At 38.5% G+C, this 22423-nt stretch carries 8 protein-coding genes and 3 tRNA genes; 7 read left to right on the forward strand and 4 right to left on the reverse strand.

The window, feature by feature from the left end:
* Positions 1-3: 3 nt before the first annotated feature.
* The gene (locus AC23NW_RS10785) at positions 4-10197 is read right to left on the reverse strand and encodes an AAA family ATPase (protein ID WP_487449433.1); all 10194 of its coding nucleotides are present in this window, start codon (positions 10195-10197) and stop codon (positions 4-6) included.
* 402 nt (positions 10198-10599) lie between these two features.
* Between AC23NW_RS10785 and AC23NW_RS10790 the strand changes: the two genes are divergently transcribed.
* From AC23NW_RS10790 to AC23NW_RS10820, 7 genes are all read left to right on the forward strand, one after another.
* Positions 10600-11112: a hypothetical protein gene (locus AC23NW_RS10790; RefSeq protein WP_487449435.1), complete on the forward strand. Its 513-nt coding sequence runs from the start codon at positions 10600-10602 to the stop codon at positions 11110-11112.
* Between the two features lie 7 nt (positions 11113-11119).
* Positions 11120-11203, forward strand: a tRNA-Tyr gene (locus tag AC23NW_RS10795).
* A 10-nt stretch (positions 11204-11213) separates the two neighbouring features.
* A tRNA-Gln gene (locus AC23NW_RS10800) sits at positions 11214-11284 on the forward strand.
* A gap of 11 nt (positions 11285-11295) precedes the next feature.
* Positions 11296-11805 (forward strand): LuxR C-terminal-related transcriptional regulator, encoded by a 510-nt coding sequence (locus AC23NW_RS10805; protein WP_487449437.1) that lies wholly within the window; start codon positions 11296-11298, stop codon positions 11803-11805.
* Between the two features lie 5 nt (positions 11806-11810).
* Positions 11811-11883 (forward strand) — tRNA-His (locus tag AC23NW_RS10810).
* Positions 11884-12055: 172 nt separating this feature from the next.
* Positions 12056-12355, forward strand: a complete 300-nt coding sequence (locus tag AC23NW_RS10815) for a hypothetical protein (protein WP_487449438.1) — start codon at positions 12056-12058, stop codon at positions 12353-12355.
* A complete protein-coding gene (locus AC23NW_RS10820) occupies positions 12348-13340 on the forward strand; it encodes a CAP domain-containing protein (protein WP_487449439.1) in 993 nt (330 codons plus the stop codon). The genes AC23NW_RS10815 and AC23NW_RS10820 overlap by 8 nt, the downstream gene beginning before the upstream one ends.
* A 79-nt stretch (positions 13341-13419) precedes the next feature.
* Here AC23NW_RS10820 and AC23NW_RS10825 read toward each other — a convergent pair whose 3' ends face one another.
* The 3 genes from AC23NW_RS10825 to AC23NW_RS10835 are packed head-to-tail and all read right to left on the reverse strand — an operon-like array spanning position 13420 to position 22151.
* Complete coding sequence (locus AC23NW_RS10825; protein ID WP_487449440.1) at positions 13420-13758, reverse strand: hypothetical protein; 339 nt, start codon at positions 13756-13758, stop codon at positions 13420-13422.
* A 9-nt stretch (positions 13759-13767) separates the two neighbouring features.
* The gene (locus tag AC23NW_RS10830) at positions 13768-19773 is read right to left on the reverse strand and encodes a hypothetical protein (RefSeq protein WP_487449441.1); all 6006 of its coding nucleotides are present in this window, start codon (positions 19771-19773) and stop codon (positions 13768-13770) included.
* A complete protein-coding gene (locus AC23NW_RS10835) occupies positions 19773-22151 on the reverse strand; it encodes a hypothetical protein (protein ID WP_487449442.1) in 2379 nt (792 codons plus the stop codon). Before AC23NW_RS10835 ends, AC23NW_RS10830 begins: the two co-directional genes overlap by 1 nt.
* Positions 22152-22423 lie beyond the last annotated feature (272 nt).

Here is a 22423-nt window from a genome sequence, read left to right on the forward strand (position 1 = left end):
TTATTAAGAGGGTTTAGTACAATCCTGATTTGCAATCTGCAGATCATCAGGTTGCTGAGGTGGGATTTCCACAGTATTGCTGATTTCTTTAACAAACTGTGAAGTTGCTTGTGAAGGATTACTCCGGTTAAAGATTACAAGTTTTTGTTTCGGGCGGGATGCTGCTGTGTAAATTAGCTGGTTGAATTCTTTATTGCTGACAGGAGCTGCTGCAATATTGCTCTCATCAACCAGTGTAGTTACGTAACTACTACCCTGCACTTTATGAGAATTAACTACATATCCGTACTGCATTTCCGGAAGTTTTTCCTTAATGGCAAGAAACGCACCGTATGGTACTGTCTGTCCATCCTGCGTGATAAATCCGCGAACGTTTGAATCATACGAACCAAAAATCCGGTCAAGTTCTCCTTTTTTAGGAACAAACTGGGTAAATGTTACTTTTTCACCGGCAACATCCGTAGTTAATTTCAGATCATATCCTTCAACATCAAAGTAAAAAGTAACCCGCTGTTTATTCACAGTGTGTGTATGCTGAATCGGTTTACGAAAAGCTTTGACATTTTCCACATAAAAACGGGTTTCATTATGAAATTCCATTTCTGATGTTCTCCCGTCTATCAGCAACTGTGCTTTCATATTCCCTTTCAGAATAATCAGCTCACCCGGATTGTATTCGTTTACGTCATTCAAACCAAACAATGCTCTGCGAACCTTAGCGATCAGTTGCTGCGTAGCAGGTTTGTTGTAATTGTTATAGTTTACAATTACAGCCGATTTAACATCACCCGGATTCAGTGTATAGTAATACGTAAACAGATCAACCAGTTCTTTATCAGAATTGGTATACTTTATATTTTCCGAATCTTTACGGGTTGCAATTTCGTTTGGATTCCGGATAATAGATTCATTTGAAATTTTACCTTGTTTTAATGCCGCATTTGCAGCGTCAATATTGGTACGGTATTTTTCATGCAGTGCATGTAAATCATCTTTTTTAGTACGCATGTTTTGCAGCAGTACATGGTGCTGATCGGGACGATTCATCAGATATTCAATAATCGGAGAATCTTTATCTTCTGCAGTACCTACCGGAGAAATCTGAGCATAATCACCCATGAAAATAATTTTCTTAGGTTTTCCATATCCCCATTCTTCCCGCTGCTTCAACCGGTATTTTAATGTTTCCCATGCATCAGTTGATACAAAACGGGGAACATTCCGTTTCAATGATGAATTATAAACAGTACCCTTTTGATGTGGAGCTTTACCGTTACCACCAATCATTGAACTTTCATCAATAACCAGATAATCAGCAGTAAACACAAGTGGTGGCATACCGTAATTAATCATCATCTGAATTTTCTGATCATCAAACAATTCAAATTCCTGTACACCGTTTTCATCAGGATCACCCAGTTTAGTACCCACCAGTGATGCAAATGTTACCGGTTCATCAATTCCCGCACCAGCCAGTTCGTTTACCGCATTCCATGTTGGAGCTGCAATAACAATACTGGCATACCGGTCTGATTTAAGAATCTTTTCAATGATAACTTCTGAAGTGTACGTTTTACCGGTACCCCCTTTTCCGGATAACAGAAAACTATCATCAAGAATATTTTCGGATTGTTCACGTGCAATAACCTGCATTGCTTTCTCAACAGCAGCACGTTGTTGTTCGTTGAGTTTTTCTTCTTTTGCTACAGGTTTTACATCTTTTGTAACAAGTTCAGTTAAATCGTTATCAATTCGATTGGAAGAAGACTGGAGAACCATTTGGGATACGTCATCACCTGAAGAAGTGGTAGCATTTATTTCGGACGGAGAATCCGGGGTGATGATTTCACGTGCAAGATACAAATTAAGACCCTGATTAACAAGATCTTCCGCAGTTTTTTTACCAGCATAATACTCACGTACTGTTTCCGGTAATGCTGCATTATTAATCAATTGATCCAATTTTTCATTCTGAGATTTTGTAACAACTTTTCCGGAGATTGTCATCGGGGAAACCAGTTTTGATCCGGTAGGAATCATGCGTACATAAACTCCTTTTATTCCTTCGTGTTTAAGCTGCAGTTTAATCTGATCATGATTTATTGTTTCTCCGTTCTTTCCGTACATTTTTATGAGTTCATAATAAAATTCCTCGTATGATGTACGATCAGGATCATCACTCACATTAACAAGCTGTTTGATAAACTTGGGAAATGTTGCAAATGACTGGTTATCTTCATTTGATACTACATTTAATCCTGTCATAACAGAAGCTTCTTTTGCTTTATCTTCGGAAAGTTTATCTACTTTAAATAAAAGTAACTGCTGTCCCTCAGATTTACCATCGTACGTTGTTTTTTCAACATACGGATTTTTATCAGGAAGTTTAACCCGTTTGATTAACGTAGCATAATTTATATCATTCCCCAAATCATATATTGCTTTACTGTAAAATGCACTGGAAACAAGTAAATCAGGATTTTCCATGTAATTACTCAGTGCATTTGATAAATTCCTGAACAGTTTTGTGGTAAAGATTTTACTGATGTTTCCCATTTTAAACATCCATCCGTCTTTAAGAATAAAGTAATGAAACAGATCAACCGCAAGTTCTACCGTTTCCTTGTTAAGCATCAATTGATGAAACCCGTCAATGAGAGCTGTCTGCTCTTCCGGTAAAAGCTTTTTAGTAGTATTTAACCGGAGTAATTCCAGACCATCCCGCTGATACGGAACCAGTTTACTGAACAACGGATTATTATGCAGAGGTGAGTTTACATCACTCTGGTGTTTTTTCACAGCTTCCTTAAACCTTCCTACCAGTTTTTCCGGATACAACTCATTTACATCCAACCGGTTAAGCCATTCCGGATGTGTTTCTTTCAATACGCTTCTGTATAATGCACTGAACAAATAAGTTTCCGCTGCTTTTTTAGAAACTTCTTTTGCGTCTCTTGATCGTACAGCAAACTGTTCATCAAATAATTTTCCAAGACCGGTGAAAATCCGACTTCGTTCTATAAACAGATTTTTCTGGATAGATAAATTATTGTAAATAATTCCATCTTCTTTCAGATAATTGTAAATCTGTTTCGCACTACCGTTTGCATTTTTCAGAATTTTTCCGCGTATATCAATGGGGACCAGATCACCTGAATATGTAGGATTATTAAATCCTAATGCTTCAATTGCTTCGAGTAACGAATCAAACTGCTGAAGTTCTGAACCAAATCCTTTTTTAAGTTTGATAAACCGCACAAAATTACTGGCAAACTTATTTACAGCAAGAATCTGTGTAAAGTCAAACAGTAGTTTTTGTTCGATAGCTTGTTGATTGTTAACAGAATATTTCTTTGATGAATTTTTCCCGTTAACAATAAGCTGCTGAAGAATTTCTTCATTGTAAGTAGCGGTACTTGATTTCAGATTATACCAGTCTTCTACAGATGGTAAGTTAAGTACTTTTGCTGCGATAAGTTCATCGCTGTTATTTGCACGATAATAATCTTCTTCTGCCAGATTCTTAATCGCTGCATCTTTACCGTTTACCTTTTTAACGTACTGCTGGATAATAGGTTGATTGATAAACAGCATCGCTTCTTTGAGAGAATATCCGATACCAACCAAGTGAAATACTACAGCCTGACCCTGTTCATCCATCTGGAAAAACGCATTAAGCTGTTCTTTTGCTTCATCGGTATCCGCTGTAATGATCGTAGAAAATACGTTGAAATTACGTGAACCGTCAACCGCGAACGTACGATATTCTCCGGAGCTTAATCCTTTTTCTTTTCCATCTTTCTGTGTTGACCAGTTTTTAACAAAACTTGGTAAGAAATCAGGATTAATTCTAAAACCGTACCGGATTGCATTGATCATAAACAGGTTAGCATTTACACCCACCCCGATCAGCGATTTACCTACTGTGTTTTTTTCATGAACGTTACTGTGTGAATAAAACCAGTGCAGACTCATTCGTTTAGCTGCAGCACCAAAAAGAGAAACCCCGTCGTACGTTTCTTTTTTCAGATCCTGCAGTGCTTTTAAATCCGCAGGAGTATGTGAAATCTGACCGTACGCTTTATCGAGTGTTTTATTGTTATTCAATGCGCCCTGCTCAATTTCAAGCATCTGGTTGTGAATAGAACCTACGTTCATATCATTTCCCTGTGCGGTATATTCATCAACTGTAGCGGGTAGTTTTAATGAATGAAGTACGGGTACGGTAATGTTTGCAGCTTTCAGTTCGGCAAGTTCTGTAGTTACCCTGTCACGATCTTTCAGTTTCTGCGCCAGATCACCTGCCGGTAAATTCCCGAACAATCCGTCTATCCTCTCACGGATCACATCAAGTGCGATCTGTTTCTGCTGAAGCCGTTCCTTAACCTTATCTTTCTTACCGGTAAGTACCTGAATTTCCGCGATAGTATCACGTTCAGCTAATTGACCAACCAGTTCATTTATTGCCTGATCAACATCATTAAGCTCCAGTGATTTTTCTTTTGTAATATCTTTCAGTGCATCACGCTGCGATTTGAGTGATTGAATCATATTCTGATTCTGTGCAAAGAATTCTTTACGGGCACGTTTAAGTGATCTGATTTCGTTGGTGATCGCTTTCAGTTCGTCAGCTTTTGCTTTGTATTCTGCAGTGGCAGGTGTTTCTGATTTTAAAAACTTTTTGGTTTGCTTATGAACGGCAGCACTATACGTTTTGTTGTACTTGGTGAGATAGGTTAACCACTGTTCGAATTTTTCCTCAGCAGTTACTCCGCTACCATACTTTACCCACTTACCACCATCCCAGTATACTTCCGGTTTAACTACGAAAAGTTTATCAACGTCAAAATCTGAACCCGAAAGATAAACAACTTCTTTTGCTGTAACGATAGATGATCCGAATGAATCCGGTAAGGTATCCACCCATTCCAGATTAATAAATGAGTGCTTATCCTGCGAGGGAATCCGTACACCGAACATATATTTCAGCTCATCGGTAAGATCCGTAATGTTGTTATCCCAACGGGGAACCATCGCTTCGGTAAAATATCCGGTTACAGTTCCGTTTTGCCAGCGGGGTTTAAGGTGCCGTACGTTATCCAGAATGTAAACCGGATTACCACCGGATGCTTCCAGTAATGCACGTGCCTGTTGATGCCATTCAGAATCTTCGGTAAGCGTATTGTTTTCTACCGTACCATGATAGTGAAGGTTTGCAAGATTGCGCGTTTTGAGTGACTGATCTTTTGCTGCACTCAGATACTCCGGTGTATCCCTGCGGATTACTTTCCATGTTACGTGCGGATTACCTTTTGCATCTTTTATAACATTACCCTTGTTGTCCCGTACGTAATCAAGCTGTTTAACCAGCGAATGTCCGTACGAAGTAACGTGGGTAAACGCATCACCGGCCCGTTTGTGTGAAAGAATTTCTTTGGTGAAATGAGCAAAATACTGTTTAATGAATGCTTCCCGCATTAACGGAATATTCAGGTTAAACGGCCCCCCTTCCTGATCCGGATTAGCAAAATCAATGGTTTGCTGATCTGCTTTACTTTCCAGAAAATTCATAAAGATTTTCTCATACAACACATCAAGCTTGATGTTATCGTTTTCATCGTAAAGCGATTGTTTTGCAATATTGTAGTTAATCTGATCCCGGTTAGTTAAATGATCCTGATAGCGGTTAAGGAAATCGTGCTGATCAACTTTTTTCCCGTTTACCCAGATTTCTGCATTATCCAGCTCATTGAGAATAATTTCCAGCTTTTGTGTAGGATCAACAACCTTTGTTTTACCGGATGGGTTTTCAGTTTGCAATCCGTAAAAATCCAGATCAATTGCATTAACATTCCGGTCACTTACGCGGGTAAAATCAAAATCACTGTTTTTATCTTCCTGCTCTCTACCCTCAGAATCTACGGTCAGATGACGACCCTTAAACACATTCGGGTTTAACATTTTGGATGCTGAGATCGGCATGAACAATTCCACTTCAGCCTGTTCACCTACATACTTCCATGATGCTTCAGTTTTATCATACCGGAATCCTTCCATGAACAACCGCATGTTATGCAGCTGATCCATACCCGGACGTGGACTCCATTTGTAATAGGTAGTAATTCCGGTATCCGGATCGGTGTACGCACTTACAGGAGAAGCAGATTGGTTAAGCACGTAGTAGCCGAACTGCGGATGAATATCACCACCCAGACGCATGTATTCTTCCCTGCTGATTTGTTCCGATAATGAAGTAAGCTGTTTAGTTAACCGTGAATCCGATTTTTTAAGATAAATCTGTCCGGTACCACCAACGGTTTTAAGCGATCCTAACTGATTTTTTGTATCTCTGAGCCACTGAGCTTCTTCATCTGTGATCGCCACACCAGCTTCTTCTTTCTGCATAATATGGGCAACGTAGCGGTCAAGCTTACCCATACCAAGCAAAGAACGCATATATCCTTTATTTGAAATCCAGTTCTGGGCATCAAACGGGTTTACATCACCCTTATCCGGTACATCCGCATCAACCTCAATATCATCAAACAGTACATAACGGAAATACCGGGTTGGTGTATTGATTCCGTATTCAGGAAGTGAGAACGGATTGGTAAACGATTTAATTGCAGCGTTCCGTGCCTTAAAACGCTTGAACATATCCCCGCCATCATTTTTATAAAGCAGTGCCGGATCACCGTGAGCTGCCTGATTAAGATACAGGGTATTGAGAAAGGAGGAGAGAAAATACCGGTTCAGGTTTGCTTTCAGATCCTTGTCAAATCCGAGAAGTTTCTGAAAATCAAGCTTGTTGTTGGCAGGTGTTTTTACCGTATTACCGCTAAAACGCGGATCAAGCATGTTTGCGTTTTTTCCCGATTTAGGATTTACGTACACAACTCCTTGATTTACAAGCTGATTGTAATGATCTGTTAAGGTATCATTTACTGCCTGACGGATTGCCTGATCCAAACCTTTAAATTCAGATAAGGGTTTTCCGCTAATAATTGCATGAAGAATCAGATTGGTTTCCGGTGTATCATCATCTTTAGGAATATCCATGATACTTCCCGCCAGTGAACGGATTGAATCAGAAAATGATAATGCACGATACGAGTTACCTTCTTTAGGAATAACATATTGTACATCAGCCATGTAAGTATTTCCGTTTTCATCCACACGTTCCTGTTGTACGGTACGGATTACAGATTTACCGTTATTGTATTTCTCAAATACATCTGTTATCGTACCAGCCTGAATCTGTGCTGATACTTTCCGGATACGGTCGTACTCCTTACGGATTTCTTCTGTAATCAGAGCTACTGCTTTCGGAGTTAATCCGGTACGGGTATCGTAGAGATCCCTGATAAACGGTACAGCAATAAAATCAGCCGTACGGGATGCTTCAAGGTTTCCCATATATACCGGTTGTAACCATGCTTCCGTATGTTTTACTGTTTTCCCGTTTGCCGAATTTTCTGATTCATAGAGTGCATTTTCAAGCTGGAAAAGTGAATTCAACCGGAACAGTGCAAACGTACGGGCATCCATACCACCAAACGTAACACCATCCTGCTGATCACCATCTTTTTTGGGAGCCGGACGGTTATCGGTTTGTTCCATATCTACCTGCTGTGAACCGTCTACACTGAATGTACGGAACCGGTTGTAGTATTTTTTATACAGCGGATCGGATTCCATCCACCCGAGCAGTTTGTTGTTGATATAGAAATCACGGTCTTCCGTAAGATATTCAGGATTACCTTCTTCATCCAGACGGAACACGGTACGTTTTCCTTCCTTAATCTGCTTCAGTTCCGATTTATCCCATTCCGTTTTAAACATGTTGAAAAACTGGAGATGGAATGTTTTGCTCTGGTGAGCGTAGATGGTTTTATTTTCCGCGTTTTTATACGAAGATTCAAATACGGATTCGTCAAATACAGCATTCCCTTCCGCAATTGCTTTCAGACGGGTTACAGCAGCATCATCCTTGTTCTGTTTATCAGCAGGGTTTTTTCCCTCACTCAGTAAATCAAAAATTGTTTTTAAGCTATTATTTGAAAACAGCAGATTATCTTTTTCAATATCAAATGTTTTCAGAATATTATTTGTATCAATTTCCTGAAGAATATCCTGAATATACGTTACTTCATCTTCAGTGTATTGTTCCTGTATTTTACGGAATGTACTGTATTTAATATATTCTCTGGAAAGAGAAAGACCGTTATCGTTAGTAATTCGATAGATAAAATTAACGTAATCATTAATGTACTGTTCAACTTCATCCCTTGATAACGTTCTGCTGAAAGCATCTGCCAGATCGTAGGGAATACCTAATAGTTCTTGATAAAATCCTCCGATATGACCTGCATTCTGAAGTTCCTGTGTAACTGCATTTTTATCAAACCGGACATTGGTAAAGTTACGGAACCATCCGTCGATCTGATTATCAATTGCGTTGTTGTCATTGGGATTGAGTACCTGCGATAAACCGTTTTTGTTATCAAACAGCATACGCATATTTGTACGGTTCCATAAATCAAAACCGTTGATTACGCGGGTAAGCAGAATTTTCTGAGGTGTTTTCAGCTTTTCATTTAAGGTATCAAGTACTTCCTTATCCGATTTGGAAAACAACACTTTCGCCTGTTCATACAATACCTGTGAATCAGTAACGCGTTTTCCGGCTTCATCCTTAAACGCAATATCACGCAGCATTTTCATAACAAATGCCTGTGTAGCATTATTACCGTCCAGATCACCGTAGGTAATCAGTTTGCGTAACCGTGAAATAAAATCACCGGTATTACCTAAACCACGTGCCAGACCATAATATACCTTATTGGGATCAACGATTTCCAGTACAGGAATTTCAAAGGGTTTACCGTTTACCAGAATAGTGTGTTTGATCTCATTACCTGAATCGTCCCGCACAACCCGTCCTGTAGTAGCAATGTAGTTTTTCAGCCATGTGGACATTCCATCAAATCCCCCCTTTTCGTTTGCTTCCTTATTGAAATCCGCAATCTGGGCCGATCCGTTTTCATCTTCTTCCAGTTCATCCTGAAAATCTTCATAATCCTGCAGATTTTCCAGATAGCTTTCAATGTCCTTTACAATGCGGGAATATTCTTCGACCGGTGTAACTTCATCGGTCCACTCATCAACGATCTCAGCAGTAAATACTTCGCCTAACCGCTGCAGCCGTGGATTGCTGCTGTTTCTGTAGTAGGTTTCGAATGCTTTCATGGCCAGCTCAATACGCTCATCCAGATCAAGATGTTCTGTGTTTTCATCGTATTTAAGCTGCAGGGCTAACCCGCCAACGTTCCTGATAACTTCCTGTGTTTCAGTAACAGTTAAGTTATTTTCATTATCTATACTTATCAACCGAGTTGTAGGAACAGTTGTATAATCTCCCGGATCTACAATTTTTGAATAGAAGAAATTTCCCTTTTTGATCCGTTCAAAAAACATATCAGCAAACGCCTGATTCTTTTCGTAGTTCCGGGTTAAGCGCATGAGCAGGTTATACAGTACATCAACAAGTTTCTGTACAAAGTTAGCAGCTTTATTTCCGAAGACAGGTTTAAGGGATGCCGTCAGATCTTTCCGGTACCTCGCGGGATTATCTTTCCCGTACTTCATGTACCGTACAAATTCCTTTGCAAGCTGTTCTTCATATAACCGGTTATATCCATCCTCTTCACTTAATTTTTCATACGTCTGCGGATACGCCCTGCGCATCTGTTCGTAATAAGATTTTACGGAAGCAATACCGGATTTTTTAAGTTCATTTTTAAGCAAAGCAAGCCCGGTCCGGAGCAGTTCTTCCTGTTCTTCCGGTTTAATTAACCGCTGAAAAATTGCGTGAAAAGCTTCTTCGTGTACGTCTTCCTGTTTAATGCGTGATCCGAAATAAAACGTATCCCACGCAAAAGCAGCAACGGCAGATGGTGGTAAATCCTTCTGCAGATCGGCTATATCTTCAAAATTAAATAAGTTGAGATCAACGTATTGACCTAACAGTGATTTAGCTTGTTCGAGAGAAAGATCCCGGATTTTTTTAACTTTTTCGTATGCTGCAAAAGAAGGTAAATGGTATCCTTCCTGTACATAAATACGGTAGGTTTCAGCAACTCCGTATTTCTGGTAGAATTGCTTAACATCCTTATCGTTAGGATTTAAACATGCCATAAATAATAAATGATGAGTGAGTATGAGAAATCAAAGATACGCTATGTAAATAGCTGTAGAAATGGTGTAGGATTTTGAAAGAGATATTAATAAACAAAAAATATAAGATAATACTTGACAAGCGTATTTTATTTTTCATACATTTGCAAAACCATAGGGCATCGGATTGCATATCCTCTAAGCACCGTGGTTCTTTAATTATGAAAATGCAACTACACATCCAGCAACAATATTGTTATCATTTCTTCATGAAAGAAGAGGGGTGGATATAGTATGTGTAGTTTTACTATAATCATTCAACCCCTTTGATACCAATCGAAGGGGTTTTTTATTTTGGTTTCATAACTCAGCAGGTAGAGTACTACTATATTTATGCAATAAATTCTTAAAATAACCAACTACATGATTAATGTTTGCACTATATGTAACAAAGTATTTAAACAGCTACAAAATAAAAACCGATCAAAATGCAACGCGTGTAATACAAAAATAAGAAGAGTACGTGCTAAATTAAAAGCTATTGAAATCTTAGGAGGTGCTTGTTCTCGCTGTGGATTTAATGAGCATCCTGAAGCATTACATTTTCATCATTTAGATCCTAGTATAAAAGAATTTGAAATCAGTAGGTTTTGTAATAAAGCGTGGGAAGTAGTTGAAGCTGAAGTACATAAATGTATTTTACTTTGTGCAAATTGTCATACAATTGAACATTCTGACAGATACACTGATGCTTTCACGGAACATGTTAAAAGATATAAAGTTCACGTACCCAGAGATCTTACAGATGAAGAAATCAACATTATTAAAGATAAAAAGTCAGGATTAAGCTATAAGGAAATAATGTCTAAATATTCAATTACATCAAGAAGTACAATAAACAATATTGTAAATAGAAGATCAAAAATCACAAAATAACCATATCGGGGTTGCGGTAACGTTGGAGAGTTGCACCGGTCTGTAAAACCGGAGTCTTCGGATTTTGAAGGTTCGAATCCTTCCATCCCCACTATTTTTATTCCGGAATCATATAGAGGTAGTATGTCAGATTTTGGTTCTGAACGCAGAGGTTCGAATCCTTTTTCCGGAACATGTATAAATATGGAAGAAAAAATATTAGAATTAAGAAATCAGGGTAAGACATATAAACAAATATGTGAAGAGCTGAACTGTAGTAAAAGTACAGTTAGCTATTATTGTGGTATTGCTCAAAAAATAAAAACCAAAGAACGAACAAAAGCTTTTAGAAATTCAATTTGTGTATGTGGTGGGAAAAAATCAAAATGGGCTGAACTTTGTAAAAATTGCAGAAGTAATTCTTGCAAAAATCGTTCTGATTCAAGAACTATAAAAGAAGTTCTTTCAAAATCAAAAAATCAACATAAATTTGTTTATATACGTGCATTAGCTCGTTATCGAATTGAACAATCAAAAATTGAGAAAAAATGTAAAATTTGTCAATTTGATTATGCCGTAGATGTTTGTCATATAAAAGCTATAAGTTCATTTTCAGAAGATACTCCATTACGTGTAGTAAACGATTTAAATAATCTTGTTTACTTGTGTCCTAATCATCACGTAATGCTCGACATGGGGATTATTAATCTCTAAAGATTGTGTTAGTAGCTTAGTTGGTAAAGCATCAGATTGTGGTTCTGAAGGTCATGGGTTCAAATCCCATCTAACACCCTCACTGCAGGTTCAGTAAGCTCTACGGTGGAGTAGTGGACTGCAAACCCGCCCGAACCGGTTCAATTCCGGTACTGAACTCAAATCGAAAAGATCGTATCAACAGCTGGTACGATCTTTTTTTTTTTACTTTGCGGGTAAAATCAAGACACAATATGAAACATCAGGATTTATGCTATCCCGTAAGCTATTTAAAAAAATGTTAGTGCTGCGTGCTCCTTTAGACATAAAGGTTTTAATATTGATGCTTGAACGCGTCGATTCGAAAACAGGTGAAATTGATCTTACAGAACTCAGAGAGAAGTTTTGTGAAGAACTTGATTTTTATCCGTCACAGCTTTCCAAATCATTAAAGAGTCTCATTGAAAACAACTTTATCGTAAGAGTTACCAAAGATATATTCAAGGTAACTTTTGATGATAATATTCTCAGTATCCTAGCAAACCAACACCCTCAATCTACCAATGAATAATAAACTAAACATCATTTATTTATTTTTAATTATCACATTGTTTTTTGCGTCATGTTCACCAAAAGAACCTGTAGTTGATCCGGTGATTCCTTCAACTATAACGGTCACTCCCGGATCAAGTACTACAACTGCTACGTCACGTAACTGGATTGATACGTGGAACCGGACAGAAGTATTGCAAGCGTATAAAAAAGAGTTTAATTCATCCTTATATAAAATGAACTGGACCGGAGATACTTCATCATGCACCCCCGGATCACATTCAAAAGATTTTTCAAATGCGTTACTGAGCAGATTCAATTATTACAGAGCTGTAGTTGGTTTACAGGAAAAATTAATAACAGTAGACTCATTAAATGAAACTGCTAACTGGGGAGCCATGCTGTGTGTTAAAAACAGGCAGCTTAATCATTATCCTCCCCCAACGTGGAGTTGTTTTTCAGATAAAGCGTATTATTCGTGCAGTCACTCTAATCTGGCAATGGGAAGTGTTGATCATGATTTTGTTACCTTGTATATGGAAGATGGTGGTTCAGGTAACAAAGCAGCAGGTCATCGTGCATGGATTATCCAACGTCAGTTAAAACACATTGGGTTAGGATGTTACAGTTACAGCAGAAACGGTTATTCAGTCGGAGCTAATGCTTTCTATGTAAATAATTCATTCTGGAGTTCAAGTAAATTATCAGAGGTAAGAAATAAACTAATAGCTTACCCTACGGAAGGATATAATATATACAATATAGTATTTCCCCGCTGGTCATTTTCTTACATTGATGCAGATGTTACAAAAGCAACAGTTACTGTAAACGGGAAATTAATGACCGATGTAACATTAGGGTGGAATCAAATTGTCTGGGAAATGCCCTCACAAACAAAACCTGTTCAGGATCAAACGTATGAAGTTGTTATAAATAATATTAAAATAAATAATGAATTTAAAAATATCAGTTATAAAGTAGTTGTCATTGATTTCACAATCTAATATTAATTTACAACTACGTAATCAATAAATAAAATCCCTTCATTTATTGATCAATAAATGAAGGGATTTTATTTATTGATTATCTTTTAATGAAAACTGAATAAATTGAAGCAAGAATATATAGAACTCCCCCTATCAGTAACAATGTAAAAAAAATATTTGATATTAAAGGAGCAAATGATAACCCTCCTACAATTACTAATATTCCACCAATAAATAATAGTACACTAGAAAAATTTAAATTCTTAACTTGTGTGCTTATAAAAACCAAAAAAATCCCAAAAAGCAACCACGGTAAACCTTGTTTTGCCATTTCAATCGAATCATTATAAGATTGAAATGGCTCTCTAGGTATATAACGTTTTTGTGAAAATCCAATATAAGGAAGCAATATGCATAATATGAATAGTTTTTTCATAGATATATTTTATTCACAAAGTTTATATAAACGTTCGGCTTCTTCATTAATAGATTGCTTAGATTGCAATAGTCGCGTAGCAGGAGCATTTTTCAGTGAACGTACCGGATTCGAAGAATAAAGATTCTGCAGATTTTTAAGCAACTGTGGTTCAGTTTCAGGATTGGCATCCGGTTTCTGTTTAAGCTTATCTACCATTTTCGGATTCATTTTTTCCAGTAAATCCAGATCAAGGTATACTTCGTACCCGGCATCAGCGTTTGTAAACCATTTCTTAGGATTTTTTAACAGGTATTCACCAACTTTTGTATTGTGTATACCTAATTTTTCAAGCACTTCGAATGTTGGATTCATTACAGTATCAGAAGGGTTTGTTTCTCCCTGCAACAATTCCTCAGCTTCTTTTGTTCCGTCATCTTCGGTTTCTGCGGGAAATTCATTTATAATAATATCGTTGATTTGCCCGGTTTTATCCGTAAAGATTTCAGTTTCTCTAACCGTTATGGTTTCGGAATTTTTAACTTTTAACGCAATCCGTCTTAATGTATCTTCGGAAACAATACCCTTATCAATAAAATCCTTGTATTCTTCATCTGAAATTGCATCTACCAGTACAACCGTTTCCGGAACCGGTGGTTTCGGTTCATCCTGTTTACCGGCAGCAGAATCATCTGTTTTTGTTGCGAAACTCCATTTCCATGTAACATTATTATACATGTATGGCTTTTCGAGTTTTACGTATTTATCGGTAAAAGACATACTTTTCTTACCGATGTGTGCTATTTTCGCCTGTTCCTGATTAAAGAACGTAGTTGTTTTTGAACCATCTGCCGACTTAAAGGTTCCCGTCAGAATTTTACGCATCTGCGCTTCTGCTTCGTCAACACTTTTTCCTAATTGAAAACTTTTTTCAGAATAATAAATTTCTCCGTTTATTAATGTAATTTTTACACTAACCCCTTTATATCTTTTTAGATTATTTTTACGTTCATACCCACCACTAAACTCAATAAATGATTCTTTAATTGTTTCAGGTTGTAATGCGTAATCAATGTTCACAAAATAGTTTCTATAAATATTCTCAATAGCATCTTCATCTCTCGATTGAAGTATTGTAGTTAATTCATCGTTTCCTTCTTGTGCGTGAATACCGATAATATTAAATTCATCTGTATCATTTTTCTGAACAATCAGATATTCACCATGAGCTGTAGCTGCAATTTTCTGTTTATCAAACTCCTTAACTACAGCCGGTAAGATAGTACGGATTTTGACCTGTTCGTTTTGAGAATATTCAGTATCTGAATACATGATGTTTGTCAGATTACCTTTATTCGGAATACGGATTACTACAGGTTTTGTAAATCCGGGCATAACAGCAAATGGTAATTCGCGCAGTGGATATTTTTTTTCACTACGATTAACCATCTGATTTTTAATAAGTTGGAAATTCAGATCGTTTAATACAACAGAAAAATCCTTTGTAAACATTGATGCTTTGAGTTCAATAAGCTGTTTGTATTTATCCTGAATTTCTGCAAAACTGCTCGTTACATTAATGAGTTTCCGCTTTTGTAATTCATCAAACAATTCTTTCCCTTTAGGTAAAGTAAGTACTACATTCAGCGGAATTTTTTCTTTATAACTTTCTGTCTTCGTAGCATTTTTGAGATCATCCGGAATTTTTGAAAAATCAATCTGAAACGTATCTTCTACGGGAAATACAATTGAGGGAAGTGAATCACCTGTTACAGTAAATACATAGTACTCCTTAATTGCAGTACGATACATTACCTCACCAATCTGTACATTCGGAAAAGTACCGTCATCATTTTTTGTTCCCTGAATTTTGCTCCACCCACCAAGTTCAGATAATGATCCGGATTTGAGTAACTGTGAGAGTTTCTGCATTCGTGCATAATGTTCACTAATCAGATGAGGAGAACTTTCCAGTACACTTTTAGATGCCGGTTGTAATACTCCGTTATTATCCCGTACAAATAAATTCAGAGAGCGCAGCAGTTCAGCCACGTTTACCGGATAATATGTTTTGGGTAAAGCTGCAGATTGTGATTGTTCTGATACCGGTGGTACTACCGGAGGTTGAGTTGTTGATGATGTGGCTCCTGCAGCGGAATTACTTTCGTATTTATCTAAAAGTAATACCAATGCTTTTCCTGTTTTTGCAGCCGGAGAATCAACATCGGTAATTGTTTTACGGATTTCTTTAACTTCTGCTTTTACTTCTTCGGCTGATTTATTGATTTTTTTACCAACTTTCTGATAAACATCTTCCAGCATCTGTGGTGTTGGCAGTGAAGAAGCATTAATGTTATCTGTAATTAATTTCCGGAGATCATCAGAAGATTGTACCGGTTGTACTGTAACTGGTTTAACCGGTTCCGGAACAGCAGACAGTTTTGTTTTCATATCTGTCAGAATATTCCGGAATGTTTCCATACCCCGCTGAATTAATGGTAATGATTTATCTACAGCTGTTTTAAAAGGACGGGAATATTCTGCAAATTTTTCCACATCCGTTATACCCAGTAAGTTCATGAGTTTTGTACGGATCGGAATCAATACAGTATTTCCTAATTTAGGATCTGCATCATTTAATTCTTTTTCTAAAGCTTCAACTTCCTGTAACGTATATGTTGCTTTTGTAGTTGCTGCTGCGGGTTGTTGTGAAACAGACTGCTGCGGAGCTTGTTGTTGTTTTACAATTTTAGTAAACGTAATTCCTTCGTTTTCAAATTCTTTCAGAATCTGTTCCTTACTAGATGTAAGTAGTTCTACCGGAGTTTTTCCTGAAGTCTGAATCCGTGCTAACAGAATTGTATTTATTTTTCCCTGATCCTTAGCATCAAATTTGTATTCCTGCTGAAGCATCTGCATGATCTGAGCGATCTGATCTATCTGAATATCAACCTTTTGAATAATAGATTGCTTATTTGTCAATCCCTTATCGTTTGTTTTAGTCAGCCAATCCCTGAATTGAAGTTCGGTTTCACTGAATGCTTCATCTCCAGTTTTTCCCGCTTCCAGTAATGCTTCATACATATCAAACCAGCGTTTAGAAAACTCGTTACGCTTTAAGGTTTGTGCAGTAAACGCATTAATTACATTGGGATGATCCTTGAACTCATCATTATAAACTTCCTTAAACCTGTTGAAAAATAATTTACGGTCCTGTTTTTTAGCTTCTTCCAGCTGCTGTTTAATTAACTCCCTGACTTTCTGTTCATGTTCCTCAACACGGAGTTTATACTGGGTAGTTGTTTTAACGTAGGTATCAAACCCGTCTTTACGGTTTAATCCGTCAAGTATGGATTGTACATTCTTTTCTGCTTCTTTTAACCGTTCCAGATCATATCCGCGCTGCATCAATGATTTAAGATCGTTGGTAGTCAGATTAAGCTTATATTCTCCCTGCGGATCATTGAGTATTTCCCTGAATGTATCTACTACGTCATCAATAACTTCGTAATCGTTTTCTTTCAGCTTCTGCAGAGCATCAATAACTTTCCGGGATTGTTCCCTTTGTTCCTTTGTTTCTTTCTCTAACCGGATACGTTCGTTTTTACGGAAACTATCCAGCCGTGAGTTGTATCCGTTTAACCGGCTCTGAAATTCATCTGATGTTTCTTTTTCTTCCTTAACCGGTTTTTCTTCTCCGTCGAGCAGCAGCGTATCAGTACCCGTAATTGTTTTTTCCAGATCTGATAATTCTTTCTGATGCTTCTGAATTAACGAATCAAGTCCTTCAACAGACAGAAACGGTTTGATGGTATCCGGTGTAATTACCTTACTTACATCACCGGTAAGTGAGTTAATCCGCTTTCCGTAGGATTGACGCAGAAATTCATTATAAAGCAGGTGATCGTAATACTCATTCCATAGTACATGGTTTTCAGCATCTTCTTTAAAATCAAACGGATTCTTTATCAGGATTGAATAATTCTTATGAATATCTTCCAGCATCCGTAACTGGCGTTCGTACTCACGCGGAAGGTTTTCCAGCTCTTCTTTCGTAAGCTCCTGTAACCCGAACTGTTCAACAAACGCGTCCTTGTTTTCCCGAATATCGGTACTCCATGAATCAAACTGTTCCTTCAATGCATCTCCGGAACCGGATCTTACCCACGGAATAAGATACAGGAACTGACCTGTATTTTTCATGTTCTGGTGTACCCACTGATCTCCGTTCCATGCAGCCTGATTCTGAACACCGGATGCCTGTAGAATTGCCTGTACATTCTTCTGTTTATCTTCGAGTGATAAACCTACGGTACCGCGCTTGTTCTGATACGAAATTGCATTTGCAAGTGCTTCCGGTGAAACATTCATCCACTTAGCCTGTTGTTCCAGTGCTTTCCGTACACGCGGTTCATTGAATACATCTGTAAGCTTTCTAATTCCGTTTCCACCCAATGTACTGATTACCAGACCACCCAAAAATTCAGTCCATCCTTCACGTGTTCCGAATGCGTGTTCTAATCCTTTCAGCCCTGCATCGAGCATGGAAATACCATCGGTTTTTCCACCGTTCGCGTAAGCAAGCTGATAGTATTGCTGCGTACCGGTTGAGATCGCTCCCTGCATACTTTCTTCAAGAGCTTCCGATGCGTTGGCTACTGTGGATTTACCCAACCATTCACCGGTACGTCCTGCTTTCGTAAATGCTTTTTCAAACCATTTTTCATTATTCCCGTATTTGTATGTCAGTTCAGGTTTACCTACTTCGTATTTCCCTTTTTTGTTGATAAGCTGCAGTACATCTTCCGATTCTCCCCAGATTCGTTTTGCTCCGGGAAAGTTCTTCAGCAGGTTACTCATCTGAAAATTGTTGGATACTCCCAGTAACACCTGATTCAGCAGATAGCTGGCATTACCGGCTTTTTTAGCTGCTTCCAGGATTTGCTTCATGGTATCATAATCCGGATCCTGATCGTTGTTTTCCTGACGGTATTTATCAACCAGTGTACGGGTAAGTTCCTGCTCTGCTGAATATCCTTCCATCGACGCTTCTGCGTTGGATGAAAGAAAACCGTGTGCTACGGTACGAATCCCTAACGGCCCGATGGGTGTATCAATGTTGCTGAAGATCCTACCTGCGTTACGTAATACCTGAGCACCCCGTACCGTATCATCTACATACTGTACCTGTTTTGCTGTTTTGTTGATTACATTTAACGCTTCACCAAAACTTTCTAATCCTTTTACAACCTTACCTACTTTTGATGCAAGACTCATTCCTACAACCGGTGTAGCAATCCCTGCCGATATTGTTTCCAGTACCAGTGATTCTACCATTGCTTGTCCGGCTCCACCGATCAGGTATCCTGCAGAACGGGCTAAACTACCAAAATCACTTCCACCTTCACCACCATATAGAGGAATAAGGTTTTTCCACGGATTAGCTTTTGCCCATCCGGATTGAAAATTTGTGTGGGATTGATTGTATTCATCCATCCCCTTATTAATGGCCCGTAATGCAGAACCTTCTTCACCCTGCATAGTCTGCCATACTTCATCAGCACTCTTACCCTGCATAATATCTGCAGATGCTTTCAGTAACTGAGGAATAGCAAAGAAACCTGCGGTAAAGCTACCGATAGCGTTTACTCCTGTAACCTTTACATCATTAAGTGTTCGTGTCCAGAATCCCTGTTGTGCAGCAGCATATTCTTCGTTATCTCTTCCGCGCAGGTAACTGAAACCACTATCGGTATACCGTGCAGCCTGTTCAGCTTCAGACGCTGAGAGTTTTTCCGGAAGTATATCAATTGCTAACTGTTTTGACGAATCCTTTTTCCACGAACGCTTTTCATTCACTAACCACTTATCCCATTCAGATCCGGGTCGTGTTTCCGATGAACTGAGCGAAGGTACTTGGGGTGTGTGGAATTCAGGCAGCGGATTAATTGTAAGTTGCGTAGGTTCCGGAGACGATTCAATGGGAATCACGGATGATGTTCCGTTTAACAATTCCGGATTAATTTGTGGAAGCATTATTGATTAAAATTAGGAAGAAGTGTAGAGTAGTAGAAATCGTAAAAATCCGTAGCTGTTGGTTTGTATGACGGATCTGTTTTTCCCTTGTTCTTGTAGGTGTGCTGTTTCTGCAATTCAGTTTTCATCATGTTCGCCCATTCCGGAAATTTAGTCTGTAACCACGTGAGGGGATCCTGAAAAGATGGTCCGAGTTTTTCTCCCGGAATAACAACAGCACCTTTTTCTGTATCAATCATCAGATTATATCCGCCACTTAACTGATCACGTACCGGTGTAGCTTTCATAGGAATACCGGTGTAATTACTGAAATAGTGATACGATCCGTTTGTTTGAAGTGATCCTTTGGTTTTCAGCATGTTACGCATTTCCGTTTGAATAATGGATTGTTCGTACTGCTGACCGGAAGGGAGAATCCTGTTCCATTCCTGATCACGGTTAGTAAAATCAACGGTAATATCCTGTAACCGGTCAGGTTCTCCTTCCTTACCCCCTTTTATGATCGCATCAAATGTTACACGTTTAGTATGCGGATGTACCCGCACATTATCCATTGTATAGTTTTTACCGCTGAGTAAGGTAAGCTTACGCTGCATTTCTTCATTAGTTGCACCATCTGAAGGAATACTTCCGTTGTTTACCATATTTTTGATGAGCTGCTGTGACGCTACATCTTTTTCGATATTGGTATTAATTAATCCGTATGTCTGCGTAGCTTCACGACGAATGATCGGTAATACCCGTTCTTTCGAAGATTCATACCGTGATTTTAAACTATTGTAGATTGTTTCTTCCGGTGATGGTGTATATGCCATACCCCCACCCGCAGGAACACCTGTAAATGACTTACGCTTATATTTTCCGGATGCAAATCCGTTTTCGAGTTCCTGCATTTTGGTAAACTGTTCGAGTGTTAATCCGGATTCCTTCATAACAGCCTTATCGAGTTTATCCACTTTTTCTTTCTGTGCATTGAGAAAAAATGCCTGTTGATCTACACTGTTGAGTGCTCCCTGCATCTGTGGTGTCATCAACCGCAGAAACTGCTGATCTACCGGTTTCCCTTTCAGAATCTGATTGATGTTATTTTTTACACCCACCATGATATTCACAAACTGTGGTGGTATGTGTCCTTTAAACTGAAATCCTTTCAAGCTACCGTCTTCATTCATAACGGGTTTGAAGATTTTATCCTGTACCAGACGATCTACAAGCTCCTGATTACCTGCCGTAGCAATAGCACCTAACACCACTTTTTTATAGTTATCCATCAAACCATCAGAAAGTGTCTGTACCTGTCCGTGCATTTCATCAAATGAGCTTTTTCCTACTTCTGTAATAGTTTCTGTAAACGGTACAAAACCCGGTTGTACTGGAACTTTATTTCCGTTTGCATCGGTAGTTAATCCAAGCTTATTTTCTTCAAACTCCTGTTTACGGGCTGCTAATTCGTAATCACGCTGCTCATTCAGCATTTTCTGTTGCATTTCAAATTCCCAACGTTTCTGATCATTGTTTTCCTTACTCATGTTGAAGTTCAGATTCTGTGCATTCCAGTATGCCTGATCAGTTTTGTAGGATTTGTTTTTCCCCTGATACGCCTGAGCAAATTCGTTTACGTACCCGTCCATATAAGTTGACTGAATAAGCTGATTCAGCGGAACGGTATTTACACTTTCCGCGTAAGTCCGTTTCTTTTCCAGTTCTCCTTTCAGGTGCCGGATATTCTCATCGTATGAAGCGGTATATTCCTGCAGCTTATCTTTTGGTACTACAGCAAGCGTAGCTTTGCGGTCTTTCTCAAATTTCTCAATTTGTTTTGCCAGTACATCTGCTTCGGATTTTGCTGCGGTATAATATACATTCCGGAATGACTGTTCATTTTTAATCGAACTTCCCCTGTAAGCTGCATTGATACCAAGCTGCGTGGCCAGTGCAGGATCCTTCTGGATTTCCTGTTGGGTAAGCCGTGAAATAATCACCGGATCAAAACTGGTTTCCCGTACAACACGTCCGTCACTGGTAACATGTTCGATGTAATTATTTTTCATGTAACTGTCACGTGTTTCCTTCAGAAACTTATGCAGCTTATCATCCGATGTATAGGGAACAGGACCACTACCGTTATATTTTGCACTCTCACCGGTAGTATTCAGATACTCAGAAATTTCCTTATTGAAATACCATTCATTTGCGGGGTTATACATTCCTGCAAATTTTTTCGGATCATTTTTCCACGCCTGTAACTGTTTCCATCCGTCTCTGATTTTACGTGTATCGTCAATTGCGGTACGGATACGTTCATCTTTGGAAACTTCATCAATAATTGCGTTGGTTTTCTGAACAGCTGACCGGTCAGCAAAATTCAACCCACCCATTTTATTAACTTCATTCGCAACATTCTGAAGTTTTTCCTCATAATACTTACGGTGTTCAGGGTGTAAAATATCGTAATTTTCAAGTTTATCGTATTGTGTATTTACTGCCTGAACCCCCTGATTATATTGTTCCTGTTTATACAATAATGATTTATATACAAGTGATTCATCTACCGGAGCTACATGCTCCTGCGGAGTTAAAACTTTTGAAAGATGTGAGATAGCCATTGAGAGATAATATCCTTAAAATAAAAGAGAGGGAATATCCCACA

The sequence above is a fragment of the Arsenicibacter sp. R0_47 genome (assembly GCF_057652235.1).

Bases quoted from the DNA above. Each gene is read 5' to 3' on its own strand.
- AC23NW_RS10825 (WP_487449440.1), bottom strand. From the start codon at position 13,758: ATGAAAAAACTATTCATATTATGCATATTGCTTCCTTATATTGGATTT.
- AC23NW_RS10835 (WP_487449442.1), bottom strand. From the start codon at position 22,151: ATGGGTGGGTTGAATTTTGCTGACCGGTCAGCTGTTCAGAAAACCAAC.
- AC23NW_RS10805 (WP_487449437.1), top strand. From the start codon at position 11,296: ATGGAAGAAAAAATATTAGAATTAAGAAATCAGGGTAAGACATATAAA.
- AC23NW_RS10830 (WP_487449441.1), bottom strand. From the start codon at position 19,773: ATGCTTCCACAAATTAATCCGGAATTGTTAAACGGAACATCATCCGTG.
- AC23NW_RS10785 (WP_487449433.1), bottom strand. From the start codon at position 10,197: ATGGCATGTTTAAATCCTAACGATAAGGATGTTAAGCAATTCTACCAG.
- AC23NW_RS10820 (WP_487449439.1), top strand. From the start codon at position 12,348: ATGAATAATAAACTAAACATCATTTATTTATTTTTAATTATCACATTG.
- AC23NW_RS10790 (WP_487449435.1), top strand. From the start codon at position 10,600: ATGATTAATGTTTGCACTATATGTAACAAAGTATTTAAACAGCTACAA.
- AC23NW_RS10815 (WP_487449438.1), top strand. From the start codon at position 12,056: ATGCTATCCCGTAAGCTATTTAAAAAAATGTTAGTGCTGCGTGCTCCT.